This is a genomic window from Dactylosporangium sp. NPDC000244 (assembly GCF_040300725.1).
In the GTDB taxonomy this organism is placed as follows: Bacteria; Actinomycetota; Actinomycetes; order Mycobacteriales; family Micromonosporaceae; genus Dactylosporangium.
This window is the reverse complement of record NZ_JBEPEH010000011.1, coordinates 234,172-260,633: the sequence shown is the minus strand read 5'-3', so window position 1 is coordinate 260,633 and position 26,462 is coordinate 234,172. Positions and strand designations below refer to the sequence as shown.

Below are 26,462 nucleotides of genomic sequence, written 5' to 3'. Positions count from 1 at the left end.
TCCGAGTTGCTATTGGGTGACGGTCCATCCCCCGTCCACGGGGAGCAGGACGCCGTTGACGTAGGCGGCGGCCGGCGAGAGCAGGAAGAGCACGGCCGCGGCGACGTCCTCGGGGCGCCCGGCGCGGCCCATGGGGTTGCGCTCGATGAGCGAGCGGCCGAGCGGGGTGTCGGCGAAGCCGGCCATGCGGGGCGTGTCGATGAAGCCGGGCGCGACCGCGTTGGCCCGCACCCGGGGCGCCACTCTCGTGGCCAGGTGCCGGGTGTAGCCCGCGATCGCGGCCTTCCCGGCGGAGTACCAGGCACTGTCGGTACCGACGAAATTGCCCGCGACGGAGGCCACGTTGACCACGGCCGAGCCCTCGGGCGGGCCGGTCGCCAGCCAGGCGGAGGTGACGAGCTCCATGCTGCCGGCGGTGGCCACGAGCCCGTCGCCGAACGCGAGGGCGGGGCCGCCGCTGGCCGGGCCCGCGTTGTTGACGAGGTAGCGCGCCGGCCCGGTCTCGGCCAGGGCGGCCTCCACCGCGGCCCGGTCGCGGACGTCCACCTCCAGGTCGCCGCCGCGCAGGTCCCACACGACCGGGCGCAGGCCCTGCTCGGCGGCGAGGCGTGCGACGGCGGCGCCGATGCCGCTGCCGCCGCCCGTGACGATGACGGTGTCCATTCAGGCGCTCCGGAGGGTCGTTTTGAGCACCTTGCCGCTGGCGTTTCGCGGCAGGGCGTCGAGGAGTACGAACGAGCGGGGCTGCTTGTAGTTGGCGAGGCGATCCCGGCAGTAGGCCGCGAGCTCATCGACCTGCAGGCCCGGCCGGGGCACGACGAAGGCGCGGGCCACCTCGCCGAGCCGGGCGTCGGGCACCCCGACGACGGCGACCTCGGCGACGGCCGGGTGGCGGGCGATGACCTGCTCGATCTCGACCGGGTAGGCGTTGAAGCCGCCGACGATGAACATGTCCTTGAGCCGGTCGGTGATGCGCAGGTAGCCGCGCTCGTCCAGCACGCCGACGTCGCCGGTGTGCAGCCAGCCCTCGGCGTCGATCGCCTCGGCGGTGGCGGCGGGATCCTGGAAGTACCCCTGCATGACGTTGTAGCCGCGGATCAGCACCTCGCCGGAGGACTCGTCGACGCGGACCTCCACGCCGGGGACCGCGGGGCCGCAGGTGGTCGCGACGGTCTGCGGGTCGTCGTCGGGGCGGCACATGGTGGCCGTCCCGCACGACTCGGTGAGCCCGTAGGCGGTGAGCACGGTCTCCAGGGCCATCTCGGCCCGGAGCCGCTCGATCATCACCACCGGGACGGTCGTCGAACCGGTGACGGCGACCCGCAGGCTGGACAGGTCGTAGCCGGAGCGGCCGGGGTGGTCGAGCATCGAGGTGTAGAGGGTCGGCGGCCCGGGCAGCACCGTGATCCGCTCCCGCTGCACGAGCTCGAGGCTGACCGGCACGTCGAAGACCGCCTGCGGCACGATCGTGGCGCCCCGCTGCAGGCAGGCGATGACGCCGGCCTTGTAGCCGAAGATGTGGAAGCAGGGGTTGACCAGGAGGTACCGATCCCCCTCCCGCAGCCCCGCGAGCGCGCTCCACGCGGCGTAGAGCTCGGTGCTCTGCCGGTGGGTGAGCATGGCGCCCTTGGGCCGGCCGGTGGTGCCGCTGGTGAAGAAGAGGTCGGAGAGGTCCTCGGGGTGCACCACCGCGTCGACGCCCTTGCCGACCGCCACGAACCGGTCCCAGTCGGCGAAGGAGACGATGTCGGTGAGCGCCGGGGTGGGCGTCTCGGCCGCGGCCTCGGCGAGCGAGTCGATGTAGCGGTTGCCGAGGAAGCCGTCGTCGACGAGCAGCAGCCGGGCCCCGCTGCGGGCCAGGATGTATGCGGCCTCGGCCCCCTTGAACCGCGTGTTCAGCGGCACGAGGACCCCGCCGGCTGAGACGATGCCGAGGGCGGCCACGATCCACCGCCACCCGTTCGGCGCCCACAGCGCCACCCGGTCGCCCTTGACGATCCCGCGCGCGGCGAGGGCCTCGGCACAGCGGGTCACCTCGGCGGCGAGGTCGGCGAAGGTGAGCCGGACGTCGCCGTCGACGACCGCCTCGCGCCGCCGGTAGTGCGCCGCGCCGGCCCGCACCAGATCGGGGATCGTGCGGGCGTCCAACGGTTCCATGCGAGTCACCTTACCAACCAAGCGCTCGCTTGGTAAGGTCTCGGGCATGACGGAGGCATATCTGGTCGAGGCGGTCCGCACCCCGGTCGGCCGGCGGGGCGGCGGGCTGGCCGCCATCCACCCCGCCGACCTGGGCGCACACGTGCTCAACGCGCTGGTCAAGCGCAGCGGCGTCGACCCGGCCGCGGTCGACGACGTGATCTTCGGCTGCGTCGACGCGCTCGGCCCGCAGGCCGGGAACATCGCCCGCACCAGCTGGCTCGCGGCCGGGCTGCCCGAGCACGTGCCCGGGGTGACCGTGGACCGGCAGTGCGGCTCCTCGCAGCAGGCCCTGCACTTCGCCGCGCAGGCGGTCATGTCCGGCACCGCCGACCTGGTCGTGGCCGGGGGCGTGCAGAACATGAGCGCCATCCCGATCTCGGCGGCGATGCTGGCCGGGCAGCAGTACGGCTTCGAGGACCCGTTCCGCGGCTCGGCCGGCTGGCACGCGCGGTACGGCACCCAGGAGATCAGCCAGTTCCGCGCCGCCGAGCTCATCGCCGCCGAGTGGGCCCTCACGCGCGAGGAGATGGAGCGGTACGCCCTCGAGAGCCACCGCCGCGCCGCCGCCGCGATCGACGCCGGCCGGTTCGCGCGCGAGATCGAGCCGATCGCCGGGGTCTCGGTGGACGAGGGCCCGCGCCGCGACACCACCCTCGAGAAGATGGCGACCCTGCCCACCCTCAAGCCCGGCGGGGTCGTCACCGCGGCCCTCGCCAGCCAGATCTCCGACGGCGCCGCGGCCCTGCTCGTCGCCTCCGAGCGCGCGGTCGCCGAGCACGGGCTGCGCCCCCGCGCCCGCATCCACCACCTCAGCGTGCTCGCCGACGACCCCGTCTACATGCTCACCGGCCCCATCCCGGCGACCGCGCACGCCCTGCGCAAGGCCGGCCTGACGATCGACGACATCGACCTCGTCGAGATCAATGAGGCGTTCGTACCGGTCGTGCTCGCCTGGCAGCACGAGACCGGCGCCGACCTCGAACGCGTCAACCCCCTCGGCGGCGCCGTGGCGCTGGGCCACCCGCTCGGCGCGACGGGCGCCCGGCTCATGACGACGCTGCTGCACGAGCTGGAGGCGCGCGGCGGCCGGTACGGTCTGCAGACGATGTGCGAGGGCGGGGGTACGGCCAATGTCACCATCATCGAGCGGCTCTAACCCCGCGGCACTCGTCACTGGCGGCACCCGCGGCATCGGCCGCACCATCGCGGCACGGCTGGCGCTCGCTGGCTACCGCGTGCTCACCTGCGGCCGCAAGGACCCCGGCGACCTGCCCGAGGGCGTGGCGTTCCACCGCGCGGACGTGCGCGAGCCGGAGGAGGCCGCGGCGCTCGTGGCCGCCGCCGTGGACGCCTTCGGCCGGCTCGACCTCGTGGTGAACAACGCCGGCGGGGGCCCGCCGGTGCCGGCCGCCACCGCCTCGGCGAACCTCGTGACCGCCGTGGTCCGGCTCAACCTCCTGGCCCCGTTCTTCGTCGCGCAGGCGGCCAACGCGGTCATGCAGGACCAGGACACGGGCGGCCTGATCGTGAACATCGGCTCGGTGTCGGCCCTGCGCCCGGCGCCCGGGACCGCGGTGTACGCGGCGGCGAAGGGCGGCCTCGAGGTCCTCACCCGCGCGCTGGCCCTCGAGTGGGCCCCGAAGGTGCGGGTCAACACGGTGACGGCGGGCGTGGTGCGCACGTCGGACAACGAGGTCCACTACGGCGACGAGGCCGCGCTGGCGGCGGTGGCGGCGACGGTACCGCTGGGACGCATGGCGACCCCGGACGACATCGCGGACGCGGTGCTGCTGCTCGCCTCCCCGCTGGCCGGCTACATCACGGGCACGTCCCTGCTCGTCGACGGCGGCGGCCAGGTCCCGCGCTTCCTGGACGCCGCGGGAGGCGCCGCGCCCGAGTAACGGCCCCGCCGGGTTAGTGATGGGCCGGCTGCCGCGCGCCGGGCAGGTGGCGACCCCCTGCCGGGCGGGCGACTCATCGGCCCCACCGGCCGGGCGTGGAGCAGGTTTGGACCGGGTGCGGGGTGGAACTTACGGGATCGGCGGGCCGGTCTGCTTGATCAGCTGGAAGCTGTCGAGGCGGTAGAACTCGCACCGCGACGCCGAGGTGAACGAAAGGTACAGGTCGTGGACGCCGGTCGGGGTCGTGGCCACGCCCATGCGTGTGCTCGACTGGAACCACTGGGCGCACGTGCCGCCCGCGGGCTGGAAGGTCAGGAACGGGGTGGCCGTGGGCGAGTCGAGCCGCAGCTCGACCGTGCCCGCGCCGGTCGCGCAGGAGCGCCAGGTGGCGAAGCCGCTGGCCTGGCCGGGCACGCCGAAGTCGACCGCGTCGAGGCGCAGGCGGTCGCCGTCGGAGAACGCGACCGCGTGGCCGCCGGAGGCCGCCGGGTCGGCGAAGACGCGCACGCCGTGCTGGGCGTCGTAGGACTCGGCCTCGACGACCGAGCCGAAGGGGCGGACCGTGGCGGCGGAGGCGGGCGGGGCGACGGCGGAGGAGGAGACGGCGGCGAGCACGACCGCCGCGGCGATGACGAGGGTTCGTCTCATGCCACGCAGTCTATGTGACACAATCGACAGATGTCGATTATCCCACGAACGTGAGCAGCAGCCGCCGCAGCGTGGGCGGGTCGCCGAAGAGCAGGTGGCCGGCGGTGGCGCGCTTGAGGTACCGGTGCGCCGGATGCTCCCACGTGAACCCGATCCCGCCGAGCAGCTGGATCGACTCGCGAGTGATCGTCCACGCGGCCTCGCCGGCCGACAGCTTCGCCAGCGGCGCGGCGGCCGCGAACTCGGCAGTGCCGTAACAGCGCAGGGCGTAGCGGGCCGTCGAGGTCGCCTGCTCGAGCAGCACGTAGAGGTCCGCGACCCGGTGCCGCAGCGCCTGGAACGTCGCCAGCGGCACGCCGAACTGGTGGCGGGTGCGCAGGTGCTCCACAGTGGACTGCAGCGCGGCCCGGGCCACGCCGACGGACTCGGCGGCCAGCAGTGCCCGCACGACGGCGAGGGCGTGCGCGGCGCCGGCCGGGGCGACCAGGCGGGCCGGGGCGGCGGTGAGGATCAGGGTCGCCTGGCCGCGCGTGGTGTCCAGCGTGGGCACGGGCTGGACGACGGCGGCGTCGGTCGCGTAGAGGTCGCCGCCCGCCTCGACCAGGAACAGGTCCGCGGCGCCGCCGTCCAGGACGTGCTCGGCCCGGCCGTCGAGGACGATGCCGTTCGCGGTCGGCCGGGCCTCGACGCCGTCGCCGAGGGCCAGGGCGCCGACCGCCGAGCCGGCGGCGAGCGACTCCATCAGGCCGGACGCGGAATCCAGGGCGCCGGTCGTCGTGCCGGCGGCCGGCGACTCCGGCAGGCCGGACGCGGGGTTCAGGGCCAGGATCGCGGCCGTGGTCGACAGCAGCGGCGCGGACAGCAGCGCGGCCCCGGCCTCCTCCAGCACGATGCCGGCCTCGACCGCGGTGGCGCCGAAGCCGCCGTGCTCCTCGGCGACGGCGAGCGCGGTGAGGCCGAGCTCGCCGGTGAGGCGGGCCCAGCTGAAACCGGGCGAGGCGAAGAAGTCGCGGACCGACTCGCGCAGCGCCGTCTGCTCCGCCGTGAACTCACCGGCAAAGGATTCCACTGTGGACACTCCTAGGCTCGGGGGACGCGGCCGAGGAGCCGGTCGGCGATGATGTTGCGCTGGATCTCGTTCGAGCCGCCGTAGATGGTGTCGGCGCGGGTGAACAGGAACAGGCGCTGGGCGTCGGTCAGGTCGTAGGGCGCGGCCCGGGCGACCGTCGCGCCCGCGCCCTCCACGGCCAGGGCCAGCTCGCCGAGGTCTCGGTGCCAGTTGGCCCATAGCAGCTTGGCGACGGACGCGGCGGTGGGGTCGGGCTCGGTCGCGGAGAGGGTGCGCAGCGCGTGGTGGCGCAGGCCCTGCAGTCCCGCCCAGGCGCTCGCGATGCGGTCGGCGATGATCGGATCTTCCATGGTACCGGTGGATCGCGCCCTGTCCACGATGGACTCCAGCTCCCGGGCGAACCCGAGCTGCTGGCCCAGGGTCGCGACGCCGCGCTCGAAGGCGAGGGTGCTCGTCGCGACCCGCCAGCCGTCGCCGGGCTCCCCCACGACGAGTCCGGCGTCGGTCTCGGCGCCGTCGAAGAAGACCTCGTTGAACTCGGAGGTGCCGGTCAGCTGCACGATCGGGCGCACGTCGACGCCGGGCTGCCGCATCGGCACGAGCAGGTACGACAGTCCGTTCTTGCGCGTTTGCGCACCGGTGCGCGCGAGCACGAAGCACCAGTCCGCAATGTGCGCCAGCGACGTCCACACCTTCTGGCCGGTGATGCGCCAGCGGTCGCCGGCGAGCTCCGCGCGGGTCTGCACCCCGGCGAGGTCGGAGCCGGCGCCGGGCTCGGAGTACCCCTGGCACCACAGCTCCTCGGCGCGGGCGATCGGCGGCAGGAACCGGGCCCGCTGCTCCTCGGTGCCGTGGGCGATGAGCGTGGGCGCGAGCAGGTACTCCCCGATGTGCGACAGCCGCCCCGGCCCGCCCGCGCGCGCGTACTCCTCGAAGAACACGACCTGCTCGGCGATGCTCGCGCCGCGGCCGTAGGGTTCCGGCCAGCCGAGCCCGATCCAGCCCCCGGCCCCCAGCTCGCGCTCCCACTCGGCGCGCAACTCCAAGTGCTCGTGCTCGCGGCCGGGCCCGCCGGAGCCGACGAGCGGCGCGAACTTTCCGGTGAGGTGCTCGGCGAGCCAGGCCCGCACGACTTGACGGAAGTCGTCGGACGCCTGCGGCGCGCCGGACGAACGGACGTCTTCGGACGCCTGCGCCGCGCCGGACGAACGGACGTCTTCGGACGCTTGCGCCGCGCCGGACGAACGGACGTCTTCGGACGCCTGCGCCGCACCGGACGAACGGACGTCCTCGGACGCTTGCGCCGCGCCGGACGAACGGACGTCGTCCGGATCGCCGGCAGTGTGGACGTCAGGCGCCATACACGGCCGCCGGTTCGGGCGCGCGGGACAGCAGGCCGCGCACGATCGGCCCGAGCTCCTCCGCGTCCCAGCGACGGCCCACGTCCGTCGCCGGGCCGTGCTGCCAGCCGTCGGCGAGACCCACGCTGCCGCCGGAGACCTCGAACACGCGGCCGGTCACGAAGCCGGCCTCCTCCGAGGCGAGCCACACCACCAGCGGCGAGACGTTCTCCGGCGCCATCGCGTCGAACCCGGACTCGGGCGCGCGCATGGCGTCGGCGAAGACCTCCTCGGTCATCGGCGTGCGGGCGCTGGGCGCGATCGCGTTGACGGTGATCCCATAGCGCCGCAGCTCCACCGCCGCCACCTGCGTCACCGCGGCCACGGCGGCCTTCGCGGCGCTGTAGCTGACCTGCCCGACGCTGCCCATGAGCCCCGCGCCGGAGGTGGTGTTCACGACCCGCGCGGCCACGGGCTCCCCGGCCTTGGCGAGCGCCTTCCAGTGCGCGGACGCGTGCCGCAGCGGGGCGAAGTGGCCCTTGAGGTTGACCCGGATGACGGCGTCCCACTCGTCCTCGGTGACGTTGGTGGTCATCCGGTCGCGAGCGAGCCCGGCGTTGTTCACGAGCGCGTCGACACGTCCGTTCACCGCCACTGCGCGTTCGATCAGCGCGGCCGCGAAGTCCCAGTCGGCGATGTCCCCCGGCACGGAGGTCACGGTGCCCTGTCCAAACGCGCACTCGGCGGCGACGGTTTGCAGCCGTTCCGCGCCGAGGTCGTTGAGCACCAGGTGATACCCGGCCGCGGCGAACGCGAGCGCGTGCGCGCGGCCGAGCCCCTGCCCGGCGCCGGTGATGATGACCGTTCTCATGCCCCGAGAACCTCCCGCTGGTAGCGACGAACCTTGTCCCGTACGCCGACGAGGTCGTTCGGGTCCGCACGGATGACGACCCGGGCCACGCCGAGCGAGCGCAGGCGCTCGAGCTCGCCCCGGTCGCCCGGGCCGCGGGCGGTCACCTCGACCTCGTCGGGGTCGCGGCCCAGCGCCGCGCACTCGTCCCGTAGCGCCTGCCGGAGCTCGGCGAACTCGTCGCCGCGCACGCCCAGCGGATACCACCCGTCGCCGAACCGGGCCGCGCGGCGCACCGCGGCCAGGCTGTGCCCGCCGACGACGATCGGCACGGTCCCGCGCGTGGGCCGGGGCCGGGAGTGCACGGGTCCGAAGGAGACCAAGCGGCCGTCGTACCGCGCCGGCGCCTGCGTCCACAGCGCGCGCATGGCCTCGAGGTATTCGTCGGCGCGCGCCCCGCGCCCGGCGAAGGGCACCCCGAGCGCGTCGTACTCCTCGCGCAGCCAGCCGACGCCGATCCCGGCCAGCAGCCGCCCGCCGCTGAGCACGTCCACGGTGGCGAGGCGCTTGGCCAGGTCGACCGGGTTGTGCTCGGGCAGGATGAGCATCGCGGTGCCGAGCTTGAGCGTCGTGGTGTGCGCGGCGGCGAACGTGAGCCAGTGCAGCGGGTCCGGAATGTCGTCGTCCCCGCGCAGGGGCATGCGGCCGCTCGGGTCGTACGGATACGAGCTGTCGTAGTCGTCCGGCACGATCACGTGCTCGACCGCCCACACCGACTCGCAGCCGAGTTCCTCCAGCAGCCGCACGAACCGCGCGACGGTGGCCGGATCCGCGCCGCCGTGCGCGGGCATGACCCCGAGTTTCAGCTCCACGGCCGACACTCTAACAAACGCTTGCTTGGTAATGTACCCGTCATGGCGCAGGATTTCGCCGCCCGCCCGGGAGTCGCGGTCGTCACGGGGGCGACGGGCGGCATCGGGTCCGCGGTCGCCCGGATGCTCGTCGCGCGCGGGTGCGCGGTCGTGCTCGCGTACCGCTCGGACGCCGCCGCGGCCGCGGCCCTGGCCGCCGAGCTCAACGGCATCAGCCCCGCCGACACCGACACGACCCGGGCCGGCGCAACCCAGCCCGGCGCAACTCAGGCCAGCACGACTCAGCCCAGCACGACTCAGCCCAGCACGACTCAGCCCAGCACGACTCAGCCCGGCACGACCCAGCCCGACGCAACTCAGCCAGACGCAACTCAGATTGGCGCGGCCCACACCGGCGCGGCCCACACCGGCGCGACTCAGACCGGCGCGGCCCGCACTGGCACGGCCCAAGCCCGCGCGGCCCACACTGGCGCGAAAACGGCTGACGGGCGTGTGCTCGAAGCGGGCGCAGCCACCGAGAGGCGGGCGATCGCCGTGTGCGCGGACCTCACCGACCCGGCGGCCTGCGCCGCGCTGATCGGCGGCGCGGGCGAGGTGCACACGCTCGTGCATGCGGCCGGTCCCCACGTGCCGATGATGCACCTGAGCACGATCGCGCCGGAGCGGTTCGCCGAGCAGGTCGCCCAGGACGTGCTCGCCACGTTCAACATCGTGCGCGCGACCCTGCCCGCGCTGCGCGCGAGCCGCGGCAGCATCGTCGCGGTGACCACCGCGGCGACGCGGCGCTTCCCGGTGCGGGACGGGCTGTCGGCGGTGCCGAAGGGAGCGGTCGAGTCGCTGATGCGGGGCATCGCCGCCGAGGAGCCGCTTCGGCGTCCGCGCCAACTGCGTCGGGCCCGGCATGCTCACCGACGGCATGGCGGCCCGCCTGATGGCCGGCGGCGACCTGAACGAGCTCGCCCTGGCGGTGACCCGCTCGAACATCCCGCTACGCACCTTCGGCACTGCGGCCGACATCGCCGAGGCCATGTGCTTCCTGGCCAGCGACCGGGCGAAGTTCATCTCCGGCCAGAAGCTCGACGTCGACGGCGGCTACGCGGCCTGAGCCCCGGCCACCGAAACCGGGAACCGGTCAGAAGGCCAAAACCTGAAACCGACCAGAAGCCCGACGCCGACGACGGCCACGGCCAAGCGGCCCGAGCCCTGGCCACCGAAGCCGCGAGTCCGACAATTCGGCTGGTAGCGTCGTGATCGTCGCCCGGCGGCCCCGGAGGGGCGGCCCGGTTGGGAGGACCCATGACGCAGACCGCGGCACCCGGCCCAGGCCGGCACCGCCGGCGCGAGCACTGGGTGCCGGTCGAGCGCCGGCTCCTCGGGCTGGACCGCCGCACGCTGGTGCCGGCCGGGCTGGTCGCGCTGCTGGTGGCGCTCGCGCTGGGGATCCTGCCGGCCGTCGACGCCGCCGTGCCACTGCACGACCCGGTGCGGGCCGGAGACGTCGTGCAGGTCGGCCCGGACGTGCAGTTCAGCCCGGCGGCCGGCGCGAACCTGGTCAGCGGGCTGCGCCGCTCCACCGGCGGCGCGGGCTATCCGAACCGGGCCTCGGTGACGTACGAGGGCGCCCGGTTCACGGTGACCGCCGACAGGTACGACGGGACGCCGGAGCAGCTGCTGGCACAGATCCGCACGACCGACGCGGGCCTGCGGGGCAACGGCGACCCGCGGGTAACCGGCAAACCGGTGGCGATCCTCAACGGCTCGGGCCAGCGCGGGGTGACGGCGCAGGTCAACGGGGCACACACCCGGGGGCTGGTGGCCGCGTTCGTGTTCGACCGGACCGGGGTGGAGATCGAGGTGCTGGGCCCGGCGACGGTGGACGTCAGCTCCGCACCGGCGATCACGGGCATGATCCGCTCGGTGCAGCCGACGCGGGAAGGGCGGCCGACGCGGGAAGGGCGGCCGACGCGGGAAGGAGGGGGCGCATGACCACCGCGGCGCGGCAGGCGGCGATCGAGCGGACCGGGTGGGGCAACGGGTTCAGCCTGTGGCAGCCCCGCAACGCCTGCTTCTGGGTCTACGCCGGCGTGGTCGGCTACGGACTCTGGTTCGCGTACAACCTGGTCGACTCGCAGGTGCGCGTGTACGGGCCGGCCCTGGGCACCAGCGCCCTGATCTTCGCGGTCTACGGGCTGCTGCTCTGGTGGTTCACCGCCCGCATCGACCGCTACTCCCGGCAGCCGCGCGGCCTCGTGATCGCGGGCTTCGTGTGGGGCGGTCTCGGCGCCACCTGGACCATCGCCGTCCACGCCAACACCAGCATGCTGCACCTGTACCAGAAGCTGGTCAGCCCGGAGTTCTCCCTCGACTGGGGCGCCGGGCTGACCGCGCCGGTCTTCGAGGAGCTCGGCAAGGGCAGCGGCGTGCTCCTGCTGATGTTCCTGGCCCCGCGCGTGGTGCGCACCGCCTACGACGGGTTCATCCTCGGCGCGTTCACCGGCCTGGGCTTCGAGATCGTCGAGGACATCCTCTACGCGCTGCGGTCCGCGCCCGACGAGTTCGGCAGCCACCAGCTCGCCACCAGCCTGCACACCGACGTCCTGCGGCTGGTGACCGGCTTCTCGTCGCACATCCTCTACAGCGCCGTCTTCTGCGCCGGGCTCGTCTACCTGCTCGGGACGCCCGGGCAGCGGCGGCGCCCGGTGCTCGGGCCCGTCCTCATGCTGACCGCCATGGTGCTGCACTTCCTGTGGGACTCCACCACCGCGCTCAGCGGCGGCGACGGGCTGGTCGTCGTCGTGCTGATGGTGGTCATCTCCCTGGTCGCGATCGCGATCGTCATCACCGTCTTCCGCGTCACGGTGCGCCCGGAGCGCGACGCCATGCGGGCGGTCATGCAGCCCGAGGTGGACACCGGCGTGCTGACCCCCGTCGAGCTCGACGCGCTGGCCGGCGGCTGGAGGCAGCGCCACCGCTACCGGGCCGCGGGCGGCCTGCGTGACCGCCGGCGCCGGCGGCACCGCCTCGCGGCCGCCCACGACCTCGCCGACCAGATCGCCAAGGCCGGGGGCCGCGACACGCGCCGGGTCCAGGTCACCAGGTCCGAGCTGGCCCGGCTGGCGTTGTCGAGCCCGGAAGGCCCCTGAGCGACACGCGCAGCTCGTCCGGCACGGCGAAGAACTGGTCGGGGCGATCGACGATCGGGGCCGAGAGCCCCGCCTCCGACACGCGGGCCAGGCGCAGCAGGAACGCCGCGATCCCGGCCGCGCCCTGCATCCAGGTCGTGCCCGGCGGCAGCAGCGGCTCCTCGATGCGGTACTCGATGAAGCGCCAGTAGCGCCCGTCGACGGCGCGCGACACCAGCGCGTCGCCCATCGTGCGGGCGCCGTCGAGGTACTCGGCGTCGCCCAGGGACTGGGCCGCGTCCAGCAGGATGTCGCCGACGCCCGCGGTGCCGCAGCAGCGCCCGTCGTTGTCCCAGAAGCCCGGCCGCAGCCGCTGCGGGATGCCCGAGGTGAGCGTCGAGTGCAGGCAGCGCCGCCGCAGGTCGGCCACGGTGTGCTCGCCGATCGACGGCACGCCCGCGCGGTCGAGGGCGGCGAAGACGTGCGACGTGCCGGCGGGCCCGTGGCACCAGGTGAAGGTCACCGGCTCCACCTCCCGCTTCGAGCGCGGAATGGTGTGCTCCAGGACGAACCCGCCGTCGGACAGGTCGGCGATCGCGAGGAGATGCTCGGCCCCGCGCCGGGCGGCGTCGGTGCGGCCGGCCAGGGCCAGCGCGGCGGCGACCCCCGCGGTGCCGTGCGAGTAGTTCGGGTTCCTCGACGGGTAGTCGGGCTTCATCCGCCAGTCGAGCCCGCCCTCGGCCTCGTCACCGGCCTCGGCCAGGGCCGCGGCGGCCGACGGGAGGCTGACCCGCAGCCAGGACAGGGTGAGCAGCACGCCCGCGGTGCCGGAGATGATGTCGTGGTACTCCGGCAGCGGCAACGACACGATGCGCGCGACGGCGGCCGCCTCCGAGCCGGGCGCCAGGAGCCGCAGCGCGGTCACGTCCCCGGCCAGCCCGTCGTAGAGCGACACGTCCGTGCGCGACGGAACCTCCCGGGAGAGCCGCGCGACGATGCCGGCGGCCAGCTCCTCCTCGCCCGCCGTGAGCGCGCGATACTGCCGAATCTCGGCCAGCACCGGCGCGATCCCGGCGATCCCGGCGTAGAGCGAGTCCCGGTCGCCGGCCATGTCGCCGGGCACGGAGACGGGCAGCCACGGCCCGTCGGAGGAGCGAACCTGATCCAGCACCCACGCCCACGCGGCCTCGCCCAGCGCACGGTAATCGGTCACCGGACGGACGGTACCGCATCCGGAAACAGGCGATCGAAGACCGCGGTCCGCTCGAAGGCCATCGCGTAGGCCCGCGCCCGCGTCTCCCGCTCCGCCCGCTCGGCCGGCGACATCTCCAGCACCACCCGGTCGAGCGCCGCGGCGAGCCCGTCCGCGTCGAAGGGCTCGACGATCACGGCGGTGTCGCCGACCGCCTCGCCGGTGCCGCCGGTGAGCGTGGTGACCACGGGTCCGCCGCCGGCCAGCATCTTCTCGGTCAGCGCGATGCCGAACGTCTCGACGAAGTCGGGCTCGGGCCGGGTCGGCAGCGCGTAGGCGGCGCAGCCCCGCATGAGCAGCGGCTTCTCGGCGTCGTCGACGTCGGTGAGGAACACGATCCGCTCGTCGCCCGCGGCCAGGGCCCGGATCTCGTCCAGGGCCGGGCCGGTGCCGGCGACGACGAGCTTCACGGCGGGGCGGCAGCGCATCCGCCGGTACGCCTCCACGAGGTCGTGGATGCCCTTGGCCCGCGCGACCCGGGACAGGAAGAGGATGTACCCGTCCCGCTCCAGCCCGCGCCGGGCCAGCGCGCGGTCGACGGCGGCGGGATCGAGGTCGAGGTAGGCCGAGGCGTCGATCGGCGGGTAGCCGATGGTGACCCGCAGCCGGCACTGCTCGGCGAAGCGGGTGCCGCAGCGGGCGTCGACCTGCTCGGCCGCGGCGATGATCTCGTCGCGGGTGTACTCCGACACCGCCACCAGCTCGTCGTTGCCCAGGAACGTGGTGAACAGGGCGATCGCCGCGCCCATGCGCCCGTCGCGCAGGCAGGAGCGGATCACGTTGGTCACGTCGGAGCCGACGGCCTTGGCGACGGTGCGCACGTCCGGGTTGAAGCCGGCGGCGCGCACGGCCGCGACCGCGTCGGCCACGACGGTGGCGTGCGGGACGAGGTACATGGACAGGCAGGTGGTCGGCACCGGCTCCAGCAGCAGCTCGGTCAGCCGCCCGGTGAGCCCGGCGAGGTGCCGGCCGTCGGGCACCCGGTAGTCGCCGACCGGCTCCGGCCGCTCGACGGTGATCCCCGGGCTGTAGGGCAGCAGCCGGTCGAGCGGCTTGAGCGGCAGCCCGGCGGCCTGCAGCGCGCCGATCGGCCAGGTGAGCAGCCGGACGTCGTCGAAGCCGCGCTGGAGGGCGACCTCGGCGAGGTTGCGCGCCTCGCCGGAGTGGCCGCAGATGACCGGGTCCGCCCGGACCACGATGACGAGGCGGCGGTTGATGTACGTCACCTGGTCTCCTTCGCTGCGAGCACGCGGTCGGACGCCGACGGGGGCCGGTGCCGGCGGTCGTGGCCCCACCCGGAGGGCTCCGGGCCGAGGCGCACGTGCAGCCGGCCGCCCCGGTGGATCTCGGCGGCGCTGATGTGGGTGGCGTCCAGCTGCTTGCCGTTGAGGCTCACCGACTGGACGTACTGCGGGGCCGGGTCACCGTCGAGCCCGTCCGCGCCGATGGGCGTCGATCGGTGGCCGCTGGTCTCCACGATGAACTCCCGGTCGCCGACCCGCACGGCGGAGCGCTCGAAAGCGGGCGCGTTGATCAGGAAGAGGTTCTGCCCGGCCACCGGGAAGAGCCCGAGCGACGCCCAGACGTACCAGGAGCTGAGCCCGCCCGAGTCGTCGTTGCCCGGCAGCCCGCCCGGCCCGGTGCCGAACTGCCAGGTGAGGGCGGCCTGCACGATCTCGGCGGTCCGGTCGGGGCGCCCGGCGTAGTGGTACGCCCACGGCGCCTCCATGTCGGGCTCGTTGTTGAGGCCCTCGAACCGGTTCAGGGCGTAGCCGGCCAGCATCTCCGCGGGCTGCGGGCGGCGGCCCGGCTGGGTGACCGGCGGGGCGCCGAAGCCGAAGAACTTGTCGAGGTTGCCGATGAACTCCTCGTCGCCGCCGCCGAGGGCGATCCGGGCGGCCATGTCGTGCAGCAGCCGGAACGAGTAGTTCCACTTGCCGCCCTCGTAGAACTCCGAGTCGCGTAGCAGGCCGGTGACCGGGTCGAAGGCGTTGATCCAGTGCCGGCTCCGACGCTCGAGGTCCTCGGCGAGGTGCACGTCGTTGAGGGCGCGGGCCACCTTGGCGGTGCAGTGGTGGGCGTAGGCGAGGTCGAGGGTGTGGCTGATCGGGTGGACGATGCCGTGCTCGAAGAAGTCCTCGCCGTACATCCGGCGCAGGTCGTCGACCATGTGCACGAGCGCCCAGTTCCAGTCCAGCGGGGCCGTGCCGAGCGCGTGGGCGTCGGCGAGCACGGTGTGGGCGAGCGCGCTGGCCTGGCGGAAGAAGCGGTCGGCGCCGCGGGCCATGCGGTAGCCGATCGGGAAGTTGCCCTCCTCCTCGCAGACCCGGATCAGCGACTCGAGCAGGTCGGCCGAGCGCTCGGGGGCGACCGCGGCCAGCAGCGGCAGCTGAGTCTTGTAGATGTCCCACATGGTGCAGACGTCGAACGCGAACGGGCCGGAGTTCGGCCAGAACGGGCTCTCGTCGTCGGCGAAGCACGGCTTGATCAGGGAGTGGTACATCGCGGTGGCGAACACCGTGCGCCGGGCCGGGCTGCCGCCGTCGACCCGCACCCGCCCGAGGTGCTCGCGCCAGCGGTCCTGGGTCGCGTCGCGCACCCGGTCGAACGCGTCGCCGGCCAGCCCGCACTCCCGCTCCAGGTTGCGGGCCGCCTGGTCGCAGCCGCGCAGGGAGAAGCCGAGGCGGATCTCCACCGTCTGGCCGGCCCGCGTGGGGCCCATGAACAGCATGCCGAACGGCCGCAGGGTCGTGTGGCGGATGCTGTCGAAATCGAGACGTGTGCCGCCGTCGATGAGGCGGCGGTCGTACCACAGCATCTGCCGCCAGCCGCGGCTCACCACCTCGGCGTGCACGGAGAGGGGCACCCCCTCCATGTCGACCGTGCCCTGCACCCGGCCGTGCCCGAGGCTCTCGGCCTGCGCGCGCAGCGGCACCGTGCGGCCCAGGTCGATGGCGAGGCCGCCGCAGGACAGGTCGATGACGATCCGGGCGCTGCTGCTCTCCGGGAAGGTGTACCGGTGCACGGCGACCTTCTCGCCCACGGTGATCTCGCAGCGCACGCCGGTGCCGAGGGTCGCGGCGTAGTACCCGGCCTCGGCGACCTCCTCGCGCAGCGGCCAGGACTCGCCGAGCGCGTCGAGCTGCTGCACCATCGGGGTCACGCGCACGTAGTTGTAGTACTTGCGGATCGCGCCGGTGCCGGACTGCTGGAAGTGGGTGAACCCGGAGGCCTGGAGCCGGTCGAAGAGCAGCTCCGGCACTCCCTCGGTGTTCTTGGCGTACCGGCCGTAGCCGGTGGGGTATGCCCCGGAGTACGCGCAGGCGGAGACCATGCCCAGCGGCGAGGTGGCACCGGGGTGCGTGTTGCCGACCTGCGGCTTCGGCCACCACCAGGTGCCGGCCAGGCCCCGGGCGGGAGGCAGGTCGGTCGCGGCGGTGCCGATGAAGGGATCAATGTCGTCGAAGATGACGGGACATTACCCTCCGCCGCCGCGAGCTGGGTTTCATGGAGATGAAACTTCAGCCCGCGGCGGCGTGGAGCGGGCCGGGGATCAGCCGCCGGTGAACGACGGGGTGGTGCCGCACTTGGCGTGGGCGTCGAGGCACACCTTCACGAGCGGGCCGAGGTTCTCGGGCTTCCACGCGTTCATGAAGTCGCCGTGCATCGAGGAGGCCATGCCGGAGGAGAGCGCCAGCCCGTCCCCGCCCAGCGAGTCGTAGTTGACCATGAAGGACAGGTTGGGGATCGCGACCGGGTAGTCGCCCTGGCACTTGCCGTTGACCGCGTTGCCCATGTGCGACTTGTGGTCCGGCGAGTCGATGTGCTTGCCGTCCCAGCAGTCGGCGAAGGTCAGCTGGAAGATGAGGTTGCCGCCGGCCGCGCAGACCGGCCAGTTGCCGTCGGCGCTGCGGCCGACCTCGGCGCTGCCCGCGCACCAGAACTGCCCGTTCGCGCCCTTCGGCGTGGCGACCTGGCGCTTGGCGTCACCGGAGATCATGACCAGCCCGGGCGGGAACGGCATCGTGACCGACGGGTCGGGCAGGCGCGATCCGTAGTACACCCGGAAGCTCTTCATCTTGACCGGCTGGCCGTTCTTCTGCAGCTGCGGCACCCAGTAGGCGCTGTTGTCGCCCGGGGCGTTGCAGTTGGTGGTCTCGCCGAACAGGTCGGCCGGCTTGCTGGTCGCGGTGACCTTCGGGCCGAAGAACGTGTGCATGTGCGACGCGCCTGCCAGGCCCGGGAACACGATCGGGTCGTCCGGCGCCTCGCCCGACACCGCGCAGTCGGTGTGGAACTCCGAGACGCGGGTCGTGCCGGCCGGGACCGGGAGCTGCTGGAGCTTGTTGAACGCCGCGACCTGCTGCTGCCAGGCGGCCTGGTCGACGTCCACCCAGCCGGCGGTGCCGGTGCCCGTGCCGCCGGTGGGCGTCGGCGTCGGGTTGCCCTTGGTCGGCGACGGCGCGGCGGTGGTGGGCGGCGCGACCGTGGCCGTGGCCGGCGGGCGGCCGCCGCTGCCGAGCGTGAACCAGTTGATGTTGACGAAGTCCCACTGCTGGGCGCTCTTCATGACCGCGACGACGGTCTGCTTGCCGGCCGGCACCGAGGTGGCCGTCGCGGTGACGGTCTTCCACGACTGCCAGTTGCCCGTGTAGGCGACCGGGAACGTGGCCAGCAGCTGGCCGGTGGGCGAGCCGAGGTGCAGCTCGATGGAGCCGCCGGCCTTGTTCTGGGCGGCGATGCGGACGCTGAGGTCGGCGCCGCCGAGGGTCACGTTGTCGTACTGCAGCCAGTCGCCGTTGGCGAGCCAGCCGACGTTCTTGCCACCGCCGGTGTCCGCGGTGTTCTCGGTCTGCGCGCCGGACTGGGCCGAGAAGCTCTCGGCCTCGAGCTTGGGTGCCGTGTTCTCGTCCGCGCTCGCGGTCGCCATGTAGACGCCGCCGGCGCCACCGGCAACGGCGACCGCGGCGGCCGCGATGAGGACACGGGTTCTCAGGCGGATTCTCTGGTTGGGCATGTCGATCCTTCTCTGCCGGCTCGGGTGCCGCGGCCAGTATTCAAAGGGCTCGCATGCGGGTTCAAGAGACCAAAGGAAAACTTAGAGAGCGCTCTCCGGAAGATCGTTGTCAGGACCCATGACCCGACTCGATTACATTTTTTGGAAAGTCCGTTCTTAAATCTTCTTTAGCGACGGTACGTATACGCGCGAAAGCATTCAGCGAGAGATCTCGACCCCTTGCACCCCGTCGAGCCGCCGCAGCGCCTCGGCGATCGCGGGCAGCGAGGTGTCGTTGTCCCCGCGGGCGGTGAGCACGATGGACTGATCGTGCCCGGCGTAGTCGATGCGCAGCACGTGCGCGGTCGGCAGCGTCTCGGCCGCGGCCCGCTCGACCTCGTCCAGCGCGTAGTCGGGCGCCAGCGTCAGCGTGATCTGGATGCGGTGCCGGTCCGGCAGCCAGTTGGCCTCGGCCACCTTGAACAGCCACAGCGCGGCGAGCGCGACGACGGTGACGAGGACCGCGGCCCAGTAGAGCCGCAGCCCGCTGGCCAGGCCGATCGCGGCGGTGACCCACAGCGAGGCGGCCGTGGTCAGCCCGCTGATGTTCACGCCCTCCTTGAAGATGGCGCCCGCGCCCAGGAACCCGATGCCGGTCACGACCTGGGCGGCGATCCGGGTCCGGTCGGCGCCGAGGTCGTGACCGGCCACGGTGAACAGCGCCGCGCCGACCGCGACGAGCATGTGGGTGCGCAGGCCCGCGGGCTGGGCGCCGATCTCGCGCTCCAGGCCGACGACGGCGCCGAGGAGCAGGGCGAGCAGCAGCGGCGGAATGACGGTCCAGTCCATGACATCTTCTACCGTCGCCGCGCCGTTGCCGCCACTCAGCCGCCGGGGCAGGTGTTGGTGCCGCCGCTGAACACGACGCACTGCCGCCCGCGGGTCGGCTCCGGCTCGGGGGTCGCCAGCTGCCGGGAGCCGTTGAGGCTCAGGATGATCGCGGGCAGCACGGTCACCCCGGCGACGACGAGCGCGATCTGCGGCAGCCGGGCGACGCGCAGGCCGGCCGCGGCCCCGGCCACGACGAGCGGCCCGGCGATGAGCACCCCCGCGAGGACGAACTCGAGGCGGCCGGTGACCGGGTCCGGTCCGGCGACCTCGACCACGCGGGCCAGGACGTCCCGGGTCAGCAGCGCGACCGCCGCCAGCCAGAGCACCCCGAGCCCGGCCGGGACCGTCCAACGCGCCGCCATGACGGCAATCTATCCGATCGCGGCCGATCCGACGGCCCGGCCCGGGATCACCGACAGCTCCAGGGTCGCGGGCAGCTCGGCGACGCCGGGGCCGCCGGCGTCCACCCACCGCACCACGTCCGCCACGATCTCCTCGGCCAGCACCAGGCCGAACCAGACCGGGCGGGCGCCCGCGCGGCGGGCGGCCCGGGCCGGGTGCACGACGAGCACGTTGGACTGCTCGCACACGTCCAGGCACAGGCTCGTGCGGACCCGATGGCGCGGCGCGAGCGCGGCCCGCAGGCCGTCGAGCTGGGCGGTGTGGTCGACCCCCGGATGCTTGGCCGCGCTGCCGCAGCAGCAGTCGCGGCAGACGGTCAGCGTGCACCCGGTGTCGTCGTCGCTCACGCCCCCACGGTAGCCGGGGTCAGGGCGGCCTCGATCACGACCGCCTCCAGGTCGCGCGCGCACCGCTCGATGACGGCGGGGGCATAGCGGTGGGTGTCGCCCCACAGGGTGTACGCGATGCGCCCCGGCTCGTCCTCCACGTGCAGGTAGAACGTGCCGTCGTAGGTCTCCTCGCGCACGCCCCAGCGCACGCTGCCCTCGGCCTGGGCGGCGCGGATCGCCTCGGCCGTCGGCGGCTCGCCGGCGGGGTCGTCGGTACCGCGGCGGCGGTCGTTGAGGTAGCACGACCAGGCCTCCAGGTCGCGGCCCGCCGCGGCGCCGTCGAAGTAGCCGTGCTTGAAGGCCGCGAGCATCGCCGCCCAGGACCGCGCGACGATCTCGTCGAAGGGGGCGTCGGTGCCGAGCACGCAGAGGCCGAACTGGCGCAGGCTCGTGACCGCCTCCGCGAAGCCGGGCCGGAACCGGTTGCTGACCACGATCTGCACCGCGGCGGTCGCGATGCCGGTGGCGCGGGCCAGGGCGGTCGCGTACGCGGCGAGCAGGATCGGGCCGGAGGCGAGGCCGGTGCGGGCGGCGACGGCGCGCACGGCGAGGGCCAGGGCCGGCGAGGAGCACACGACCTCCCAGTGGCGCGGCGCGCCGAGGCCCGGGTCGACCGGCTCCGGGTGCGGGCGGGGCGGGACGCGGTCGAGCTGGCGTTCCCAGTGCCGCAGTGCCTTCTCGCTCTGGCGCAGCGCGGCGGGCTCGCGCTGCCGCGCGGCGAGCTCCAGCGGCCGGACCCCCAGCACCGGCGCCGACGGGTCGGCGAGGTTCGCCAGGTCGCGCACGATCGCGTCGATGCCGAAGCCGTCGACGAGGACGTGGTAGTACATGAGCACCACGTGCGTCGGGCGCTCGCCGTCAACCACGACGCCCATCCGCACCGGCCACTCGCCGAACGGGTCGAAGTGCGTGGTCTGGTAGCGCACGCGCAGTGCCTCGGCCGTGACCTCCGCGTCCGGCCCGGCGGCGACGAGCTCCATCGCGATCTCGCCGGACCGGTGCACCTCCTGCCGCGGTGGCGTGTGCGCCCCGGTGGGCACGAGGCGCGTGCGCAGGGCCTGGTGCCGGCTCACGATGAAGCGCAGCAGGGCGGCGAGGTGCTCGACGGTCTCGCCCGGGGCGGCCGGCACCGTGCCGCCGATGTTCATCGTCCGGCCGGTGCGGCGCATGAGGTCCCAGACGTCGCGCTGCCCCCAGGTCAGCTCCTCGACCCCGCCGCCGTCGCCCGCGAACGCCACCACGATCTCCACGCGGGCGAGTGTCCCGCCGCGCCCGGACCGGCCGTCAACGCCCGGGGCCGGGCCCGGGCATCGGCGCTGGTCGTATCTGAAAGTTTCGCGGAGCCCCGGAGTCCGCGCTCAATCGTGGCGCCATGACTGCGGTGCTCCGCTGCTGAGCCTGCACGCGGGCGCGCTCGAGCTGCGGCCGACGGCCCCGCCGGAGACGATCGCGAGCGCGGCCGGCATCGTGCGCGAGTGCGCCCACCAGGTGCTCGAGGATCTGCGCGAGGTGATCGGCGTGCTGCGCGTCGACGCGTCCGTGGTGCCCGAGCGCCCGCAACCGGACCTGAGCGGCCTCGAGCGGCTCGTCGGGGAGGCGCGCGGTGCGGGGACCACCGTGTCGGTCGACTCCGTCGTCGCCGCGCCTTCCGCGGCGCCGGCCGCGATCGGGCGGGCCGCATATCGGATCGTGCAGGAGGGGCTGACGAATTCGCGCAAGCACGCACCCGGGCAGCCGGTGTCGGTGACCGTGCGCGGGGCTCCCGGGCGGGGCCTGTCCGTCACGCTGCACAACCCGCTCGCGGCCGGGCCGGCGGGCGTCCCCGGCTCCGGCACCGGGCTCATCGGGCTGGCCGAGCGCGCCGGCATCGCGGGCGGCACCTGGCCACGGTCAAGGCCCACATGTCGAGCATGCTGACGAAGCTGGAGCTGAACAACCGCACCCAGGTCGCCCTGCTCGCCCACGACGCGTCTGACCTAGGCGCGTCTCTGACCTAGGTGTTCGAGGCGGGCCGTTTGCGCAGCAGGTTCACGGCGAGCAGGCTCAGCACCACCTGCTCGTCCTGGTTGAGCAGCTCGCCGCGGGTCCGCACGACGCCCCGGTCCGGCTTCGAGCCCGACGGGCGCGCCGACAGCACGGTCGCGCGCAGGCGCAGCCGATCCCCCGGCCGCACCGGCACCGGCCACCGCAGCTCGTCGACGCCCGGCGAGGCGAGGCTCGCCACGCGGGAGAGGTACCGCTCGGCGTACAGCCGCATGAAGAGCCCGGCCGTGTACCACCCGCTCGCGATCAGCCCGCCGAACGGCCCGGTGGCGGCGAACGCGGCGTCGACGTGGATCGGCTGCGGGTCGAACCGCCGCGCGAACGCGAGCATCTCCGCCTCGTCGGCCACCTCGGCGCCGCCCTCGACGACGGTGCCCGGCTCGTAGTCCTCGAAGTACTCCAGCACGATCGCCAGCCTGCCACCGCAACGCTTCAGACAGAAATGTCGTCGCGGGGTGTACGCCGACGTCGGCCTCGGTGCCGTGGCCCGCGATCGGCAGGCCTTCCCGGGCGGCCATGCCGCGGCGGCTCATGGACGGCCGCCCGGCGTGGCTGCCCGGACCGGACCGAGGGCGTGCCGCACCTCGGCGGCCGGCTCGGCACCACGCCGCCGCGGTCGCTGCCGGCCAGCGGCTGGCCGGCCCACGCCCGTGCGGGCGCGCCGCGCTGGTCGCCCTGCTCGGCACCGGCCGCGACGCACGAGCTGACGTGCGAGGGGGCGCCGGGCGATGTGCCCGGCGCCCCCTCGCGATGACGAGGCGATTACGCCAAGTCGGCCGTCATGACCTTGTTCCACGCGGCCACGAAGTCCGCGACGAACTTCTCCGCGGCGTCGTCGCTCGCGTAGACCTCGGCCAGCGCGCGCAGCACCGAGTTCGAACCGAAGACCAGGTCGACGCGGCTCGCGGTCCAGCGCACGGCGCCGTCGCCGGAGCGGCCCTCGAAGGACTCCTCGGTCTCCGAGGTCGGCGCCCAGGTGGTGCCGAACTCGAGCAGGTTCACGAAGAAGTCCGTCGACAGCACGCCCGGGCGGTCGGTGAGGACGCCCTGGGCCGAGCCGGCCGTGTTGGCGCCGAGGACGCGCAAGCCGCCGACGAGCACGGTCATCTCCGGCGCGGTGAGGCGCAGGAGCTGGGCGCGGTCGACCAGCAGCTGCTCGGCCGGGCGGCTGTGGCCCTTGCCCAGGAAGTTGCGGAATCCGTCGTGCGTCGGCTCCAGCACCGCGAAGGACTCGACGTCCGTCTGCTCGGCGGTCGCGTCGGTGCGGCCGGGCGTGAACGGCACCTCGACCTCGACCCCGGCGGCCTTCGCGGCCTGCTCGAGCGCCGCGGCGCCACCGAGCACGATGAGGTCGGCGAGCGAGACGCGCTTGCCACCGGCGTTGAACTCCTGCTGGATGCCCTCGAGCGTGCGCAGGACGCGGGCCAGCTGGTCGGGGTCGTTGACCTCCCACGCGTTCTGCGGGGCCAGGCGCACCCGGGCGCCGTTGGCGCCGCCGCGCTTGTCGGTGCCGCGGAACGTCGAGGCCGACGCCCACGCGGTGGCGACGAGCTCGGCCACGGACAGGCCGGAGCCGAGGATGCTCGCCTTGAGCGCGGCGATGTCGGCCGCGCCGACCAGCTCGTGGTCGACCGCCGGTACCGGGTCCTGCCAGATCAGCGGCTCGGCCGGCACCAGCGGGCCGAGGTAGTTGCGCAGCGGGCCCATGTCGCGGTGGGTCAGCTTGAACCACGCCTTGGCGAAGGCGGCCGCGAACTCCTGCGGGTTCTCGTAGAAGCGGCGCGAGATCTCCTCGTACACCGGGTCGACGCGCAGGGCCAGGTCGGTGGTGAGCATCATCGGCGCGTGGCGCTTGGCGGCGTCGTGCGCGTCGGGCACCAGGTCACCGGCGGCCGGGTCGGTCGGCTTCCACTGCTTGGCGCCGGCCGGGCTGGTGGTCTGCTCCCACTCGAAGCTGAACAGCGTCTCGAAGAAGCTGTTGTCCCACTTGGTCGGCGTCGGCGTCCAGGCACCCTCGAGGCCGCTGGTGATGGTGTCGCCGCCCTTGCCGGAGCCGTAGCCGTTCTTCCAGCCCATGCCCATCTCCTGCAGCGGAGCGGCCTCGGGCTCGGGCCCGACGTTGTCGTCCGGCGACGCGGCGCCGTGGGCCTTGCCGAACGTGTGGCCGCCGGCGATGAGCGCGACCGTCTCCTCGTCGTTCATCGCCATGCGGCGGAACGTCTCGCGGATGTCCCGGGCCGCGGCGAGCGCGTCGGGGTTGCCGTTAGGGCCCTCGGGGTTGACGTAGATGAGGCCCATCTGCACCGCGGCGAGCGGCTTCTCGAGCTGGCGCTCGCCGTGGTAGCGCTGGTCGCCGAGCCAGGTCTCCTCGGTGCCCCAGTTGATCTGCTCCGGCTCCCACACGTCGGCGCGGCCGCCGCCGAAGCCGTAGGTCTCGAAGCCCATCGACTCCAGCGCGCAGTTGCCGGCCAGCACCATGAGGTCGGCCCAGGAGAGCTGCTTGCCGTACTTCTTCTTCACCGGCCACAGCAGCCGGCGCGCCTTGTCCAGGCTGGCGTTGTCGGGCCAGCTGTTGAGCGGGGCGAAGCGCTGCTCGCCCGCGCCGGCGCCGCCGCGGCCGTCGGTGATGCGGTAGGTGCCCGCGCTGTGCCAGGCCATCCGGATGAACAGCGGGCCGTAGTGGCCGTAGTCGGCCGGCCACCACTCCTGCGAGGTCGTCATGACCTCGGTGATGTCCGCCTTCACGGCGGCGAGGTCGAGGCTGGTGAACTCGGCCGCGTAGTCGAAGCCGCCGCCCATGGGGTCGGCGGCCGGCGAGTTCTGGTGCAGCACGCTCACATCGAGCTGGTTGGGCCACCAGTCCTTGTTGGACCGGGCCGTCGGCGGGCGGACGGGCGCCTCGCCCGAGATGAGACCGTTGCTGTCACTTCCCACGTTGTTCTCCTGGGGCTCGGAATCCGGCGCGAAAGTCGCGTGATAGGCAGTACGAAGACGCTCGGTAGTCTTTCGTGTTTTCTGGAATGAGTCAAGAAAACGCGCCGACCCGCCGCCAGGCCAGCACCGAGCACAACGCGAACCCGAGCGCGTTGGCAACGCCGTGGGTCGCGACCATCCACGACAACGGCAGGTGGGGCACGGCCGTCACGTGGCCCAGCGCCCAGTCGAGCGCGAGCACCATGGTCACGGCGAGCACCGCGGCCGACACGGCGAGCAGCGCCCGCGCGGCCGGGTCCGCGGTGGCGGGCCGCACCGCGCGCAGCGTGGCCCACGCGGCGAGCCACATCCCGGCCGTCAGCACGGCGGCCCCGGCGAGCTCGACCCACTCCCCCACGAAGAAGCCGGCGAGCACCAGCCCGGTGCCCGCGGGCACGGCGAGCGCGGCGGTTCGCCCGGCCCGGCTTCCGCCGTCGTACGCGCTGACGAGCCCGGCCACGAGCGCCGCCGCGAACCCGGCGTAGTGGAAGTGCGCCTCGGTCAGCGCCAGCACGTCGAGGCGGAAGCCCATCAGCCGGAAGCCAGCGCGCTCCGCGACCAGCGCGCTCGCCGCCACCGCCGGCGCGGCGAGCGCCGTGCACGCCGCGACGCCGAGCCGCGGCCGGGCGCGCGCGAGCAGCGCGAGCGCGACGAGGAGGTAGAGCGCGGCGAGCCCGGCCGCCACCGGACCGCGCGGCAGCCAGAGCGAGACGGCGCCCGGCACGGCCCCCGCGAACCACCACCGGAGCCGGTCGGCGGGCCAGGCCCCGGGGATCAGGCGCAGCCCCAGCGGTACCACCACCAGCATGCCCAGCCCGACCAGCGCGGCGACGAGCACGCGCGCCCACTCGGTCAGCCCCATGACGTCCTCCCCGATTTTGAACGTGTTCAACTTCCTCTCAGTAGACCACGATCGACGCATGGGGATGCCCGGGTTCGGGGCGGCAACGGTGTGACGGTGGTCGCGGCCGGGCCCACAGACAATGGCCGTGCCGGAGTCCGGCACGGCCATCGGGCGTGGGTGATGCAGGGGCCGCCGGGATACCGCCCCCCAATGTGAGGACCTGCTCACCAGACCTGCCGGTTAGCTACCCGGCATGTCACGTGTATTCGTTCGTATCATGCTGCTTGCCGGAGCCGGCATCGTCCTGCTCGTCGCCGGACCCGGAGTCCTGCCGAGTTGGTCCCATGTGGCGCAGGCCCCGGCCCCGGCCACCGGGGACTGGTGGCCGACGCCGTTCCCGTCCCGCACCCACGAGACCAAGTCGCCGACGCCCAGGCCCAGCAAGTCGCCGTCGAAGTCGCCCAGCAAGTCGCCGTCGATGTCGCCGTCCAAGTCGCCGACCCAGTCGCCGTCGCACACCGTCACCGCGACGCCGACCCAGCTGCCCGTCACCGGCGGCGCGACGAGCGGCACGCTCACCGGGCTCGTCGTCGCCGGCGTCGCCGTCACCGGGGTCGGCGGTCTGCTGGTCCGGGCCGGACGCCGTCGGCAGCGGTCCAACGCCTCCTAGC

The 26,462-nt window shown here is 73.7% G+C and carries 24 protein-coding genes and 1 pseudogene; 7 read left to right on the top strand and 18 right to left on the bottom strand.

Annotated features, from left to right (window positions below):
* Positions 1 to 9 precede the first annotated feature (9 nt).
* Together ABT369_RS18095 and ABT369_RS18090 are read right to left on the bottom strand one after the other, a co-directional pair.
* Positions 10 to 663: an SDR family NAD(P)-dependent oxidoreductase gene (locus tag ABT369_RS18095; protein ID WP_350613225.1), complete on the bottom strand. Its 654-nt coding sequence runs from the start codon at positions 661 to 663 to the stop codon at positions 10 to 12.
* Complete coding sequence (locus tag ABT369_RS18090) at positions 664 to 2,157, bottom strand: FadD3 family acyl-CoA ligase (RefSeq protein ID WP_350613223.1); 1,494 nt, start codon at positions 2,155 to 2,157, stop codon at positions 664 to 666. It lies immediately after the preceding gene.
* A gap of 46 nt (positions 2,158 to 2,203) precedes the next feature.
* Here ABT369_RS18090 and ABT369_RS18085 point away from each other — a divergent pair, with 46 nt between their 5' ends.
* Positions 2,204 to 3,355 (top strand): acetyl-CoA C-acetyltransferase, encoded by a 1,152-nt coding sequence (locus ABT369_RS18085; RefSeq protein WP_350613221.1) that lies wholly within the window; start codon positions 2,204 to 2,206, stop codon positions 3,353 to 3,355.
* Positions 3,330 to 4,100, top strand: a complete 771-nt coding sequence (locus ABT369_RS18080) for an SDR family oxidoreductase (RefSeq protein WP_350613219.1) — start codon at positions 3,330 to 3,332, stop codon at positions 4,098 to 4,100. The genes ABT369_RS18085 and ABT369_RS18080 overlap by 26 nt, the downstream gene beginning before the upstream one ends.
* 129 nt (positions 4,101 to 4,229) lie before the next feature.
* On the opposite strand, the gene ABT369_RS18075 is transcribed toward ABT369_RS18080, so the two are convergent.
* The 5 genes and pseudogenes from ABT369_RS18075 to ABT369_RS18055 form a co-directional block, all read right to left on the bottom strand.
* Positions 4,230 to 4,748, bottom strand: coding sequence for a carbohydrate-binding protein (locus ABT369_RS18075; RefSeq protein ID WP_350613217.1), 519 nt, complete (start codon positions 4,746 to 4,748; stop codon positions 4,230 to 4,232).
* A gap of 37 nt (positions 4,749 to 4,785) precedes the next feature.
* Positions 4,786 to 5,817 (bottom strand): acyl-CoA dehydrogenase family protein, encoded by a 1,032-nt coding sequence (locus ABT369_RS18070; protein ID WP_350613215.1) that lies wholly within the window; start codon positions 5,815 to 5,817, stop codon positions 4,786 to 4,788.
* 11 nt (positions 5,818 to 5,828) lie between these two features.
* Positions 5,829 to 6,965, bottom strand: a pseudogene (locus ABT369_RS18065) (acyl-CoA dehydrogenase family protein); the annotation flags it as partial.
* 202 nt (positions 6,966 to 7,167) lie between these two features.
* Positions 7,168 to 8,028, bottom strand: coding sequence for an SDR family oxidoreductase (locus ABT369_RS18060; RefSeq protein WP_350613213.1), 861 nt, complete (start codon positions 8,026 to 8,028; stop codon positions 7,168 to 7,170).
* The gene (locus ABT369_RS18055) at positions 8,025 to 8,879 is read right to left on the bottom strand and encodes an LLM class F420-dependent oxidoreductase (protein ID WP_350613211.1); all 855 of its coding nucleotides are present in this window, start codon (positions 8,877 to 8,879) and stop codon (positions 8,025 to 8,027) included. The genes ABT369_RS18060 and ABT369_RS18055 overlap by 4 nt, the downstream gene beginning before the upstream one ends.
* A gap of 42 nt (positions 8,880 to 8,921) precedes the next feature.
* Here ABT369_RS18055 and ABT369_RS18050 point away from each other — a divergent pair, with 42 nt between their 5' ends.
* From ABT369_RS18050 to ABT369_RS18035, 3 genes are read left to right on the top strand one after another with little or no spacing between them, the layout of a single operon-like run.
* Positions 8,922 to 10,130 carry an SDR family NAD(P)-dependent oxidoreductase gene (locus tag ABT369_RS18050; RefSeq protein WP_502891779.1) on the top strand — a complete coding sequence of 403 codons (1,209 nt, stop codon included), beginning with the start codon at positions 8,922 to 8,924 and terminating at the stop codon, positions 10,128 to 10,130.
* Positions 10,131 to 10,175: 45 nt separating this feature from the next.
* Positions 10,176 to 10,865: a hypothetical protein gene (locus ABT369_RS18040; protein ID WP_350613209.1), complete on the top strand. Its 690-nt coding sequence runs from the start codon at positions 10,176 to 10,178 to the stop codon at positions 10,863 to 10,865.
* Positions 10,862 to 12,022, top strand: a complete 1,161-nt coding sequence (locus ABT369_RS18035; RefSeq protein ID WP_350613207.1) for a PrsW family intramembrane metalloprotease — start codon at positions 10,862 to 10,864, stop codon at positions 12,020 to 12,022. Before ABT369_RS18040 ends, ABT369_RS18035 begins: the two co-directional genes overlap by 4 nt.
* Here the strand turns inward: ABT369_RS18035 and ABT369_RS18030 are convergent.
* From ABT369_RS18030 to ABT369_RS17995, 8 genes are all read right to left on the bottom strand, one after another.
* Entirely contained in the window at positions 11,970 to 13,214 is a 1,245-nt protein-coding gene (locus ABT369_RS18030) for a lanthionine synthetase LanC family protein (RefSeq protein WP_350613205.1), read from the bottom strand. The two genes, ABT369_RS18035 and ABT369_RS18030, sit on opposite strands and share 53 nt — an antisense overlap.
* Positions 13,211 to 14,479, bottom strand: a complete 1,269-nt coding sequence (locus ABT369_RS18025; RefSeq protein ID WP_350613203.1) for a glycosyltransferase — start codon at positions 14,477 to 14,479, stop codon at positions 13,211 to 13,213. Before ABT369_RS18025 ends, ABT369_RS18030 begins: the two co-directional genes overlap by 4 nt.
* Positions 14,476 to 16,698 carry a glycoside hydrolase domain-containing protein gene (locus ABT369_RS18020; RefSeq protein WP_350613281.1) on the bottom strand — a complete coding sequence of 741 codons (2,223 nt, stop codon included), beginning with the start codon at positions 16,696 to 16,698 and terminating at the stop codon, positions 14,476 to 14,478. Before ABT369_RS18020 ends, ABT369_RS18025 begins: the two co-directional genes overlap by 4 nt.
* Positions 16,699 to 16,806: 108 nt before the next feature.
* On the bottom strand, positions 16,807 to 18,270 hold the full coding sequence (locus tag ABT369_RS18015; RefSeq protein WP_350613201.1) for a DUF1996 domain-containing protein: 1,464 nt from the start codon (positions 18,268 to 18,270) through the stop codon (positions 16,807 to 16,809).
* 198 nt (positions 18,271 to 18,468) lie between these two features.
* Positions 18,469 to 19,098 (bottom strand): MgtC/SapB family protein, encoded by a 630-nt coding sequence (locus tag ABT369_RS18010; RefSeq protein WP_350613199.1) that lies wholly within the window; start codon positions 19,096 to 19,098, stop codon positions 18,469 to 18,471.
* 35 nt (positions 19,099 to 19,133) lie between these two features.
* Positions 19,134 to 19,502, bottom strand: a complete 369-nt coding sequence (locus ABT369_RS18005; RefSeq protein ID WP_350613197.1) for a hypothetical protein — start codon at positions 19,500 to 19,502, stop codon at positions 19,134 to 19,136.
* A gap of 9 nt (positions 19,503 to 19,511) precedes the next feature.
* Entirely contained in the window at positions 19,512 to 19,862 is a 351-nt protein-coding gene (locus tag ABT369_RS18000; protein WP_350613279.1) for a hypothetical protein, read from the bottom strand.
* 23 nt (positions 19,863 to 19,885) lie between these two features.
* Positions 19,886 to 21,181 carry a condensation domain-containing protein gene (locus tag ABT369_RS17995; protein ID WP_350613195.1) on the bottom strand — a complete coding sequence of 432 codons (1,296 nt, stop codon included), beginning with the start codon at positions 21,179 to 21,181 and terminating at the stop codon, positions 19,886 to 19,888.
* 217 nt (positions 21,182 to 21,398) lie between these two features.
* Here ABT369_RS17995 and ABT369_RS17990 point away from each other — a divergent pair, with 217 nt between their 5' ends.
* Positions 21,399 to 21,848 carry a sensor histidine kinase gene (locus ABT369_RS17990; RefSeq protein ID WP_350613193.1) on the top strand — a complete coding sequence of 150 codons (450 nt, stop codon included), beginning with the start codon at positions 21,399 to 21,401 and terminating at the stop codon, positions 21,846 to 21,848.
* Between the two features lie 76 nt (positions 21,849 to 21,924).
* Here ABT369_RS17990 and ABT369_RS17985 read toward each other — a convergent pair whose 3' ends face one another.
* The 3 genes from ABT369_RS17985 to ABT369_RS17975 form a co-directional block, all read right to left on the bottom strand.
* Positions 21,925 to 22,380 carry a MaoC family dehydratase gene (locus ABT369_RS17985; protein WP_350613191.1) on the bottom strand — a complete coding sequence of 152 codons (456 nt, stop codon included), beginning with the start codon at positions 22,378 to 22,380 and terminating at the stop codon, positions 21,925 to 21,927.
* 356 nt (positions 22,381 to 22,736) lie between these two features.
* Positions 22,737 to 24,908 (bottom strand): catalase/peroxidase HPI, encoded by a 2,172-nt coding sequence (gene katG, locus ABT369_RS17980; protein ID WP_350613189.1) that lies wholly within the window; start codon positions 24,906 to 24,908, stop codon positions 22,737 to 22,739.
* Between the two features lie 91 nt (positions 24,909 to 24,999).
* Positions 25,000 to 25,839, bottom strand: coding sequence for a YndJ family protein (locus tag ABT369_RS17975; protein WP_350613187.1), 840 nt, complete (start codon positions 25,837 to 25,839; stop codon positions 25,000 to 25,002).
* A gap of 229 nt (positions 25,840 to 26,068) precedes the next feature.
* Between ABT369_RS17975 and ABT369_RS17970 the strand changes: the two genes are divergently transcribed.
* Positions 26,069 to 26,461, top strand: a complete 393-nt coding sequence (locus tag ABT369_RS17970) for a hypothetical protein (RefSeq protein WP_350613185.1) — start codon at positions 26,069 to 26,071, stop codon at positions 26,459 to 26,461.
* The last annotated feature ends 1 nt before the right edge of the window (position 26,462 follow it).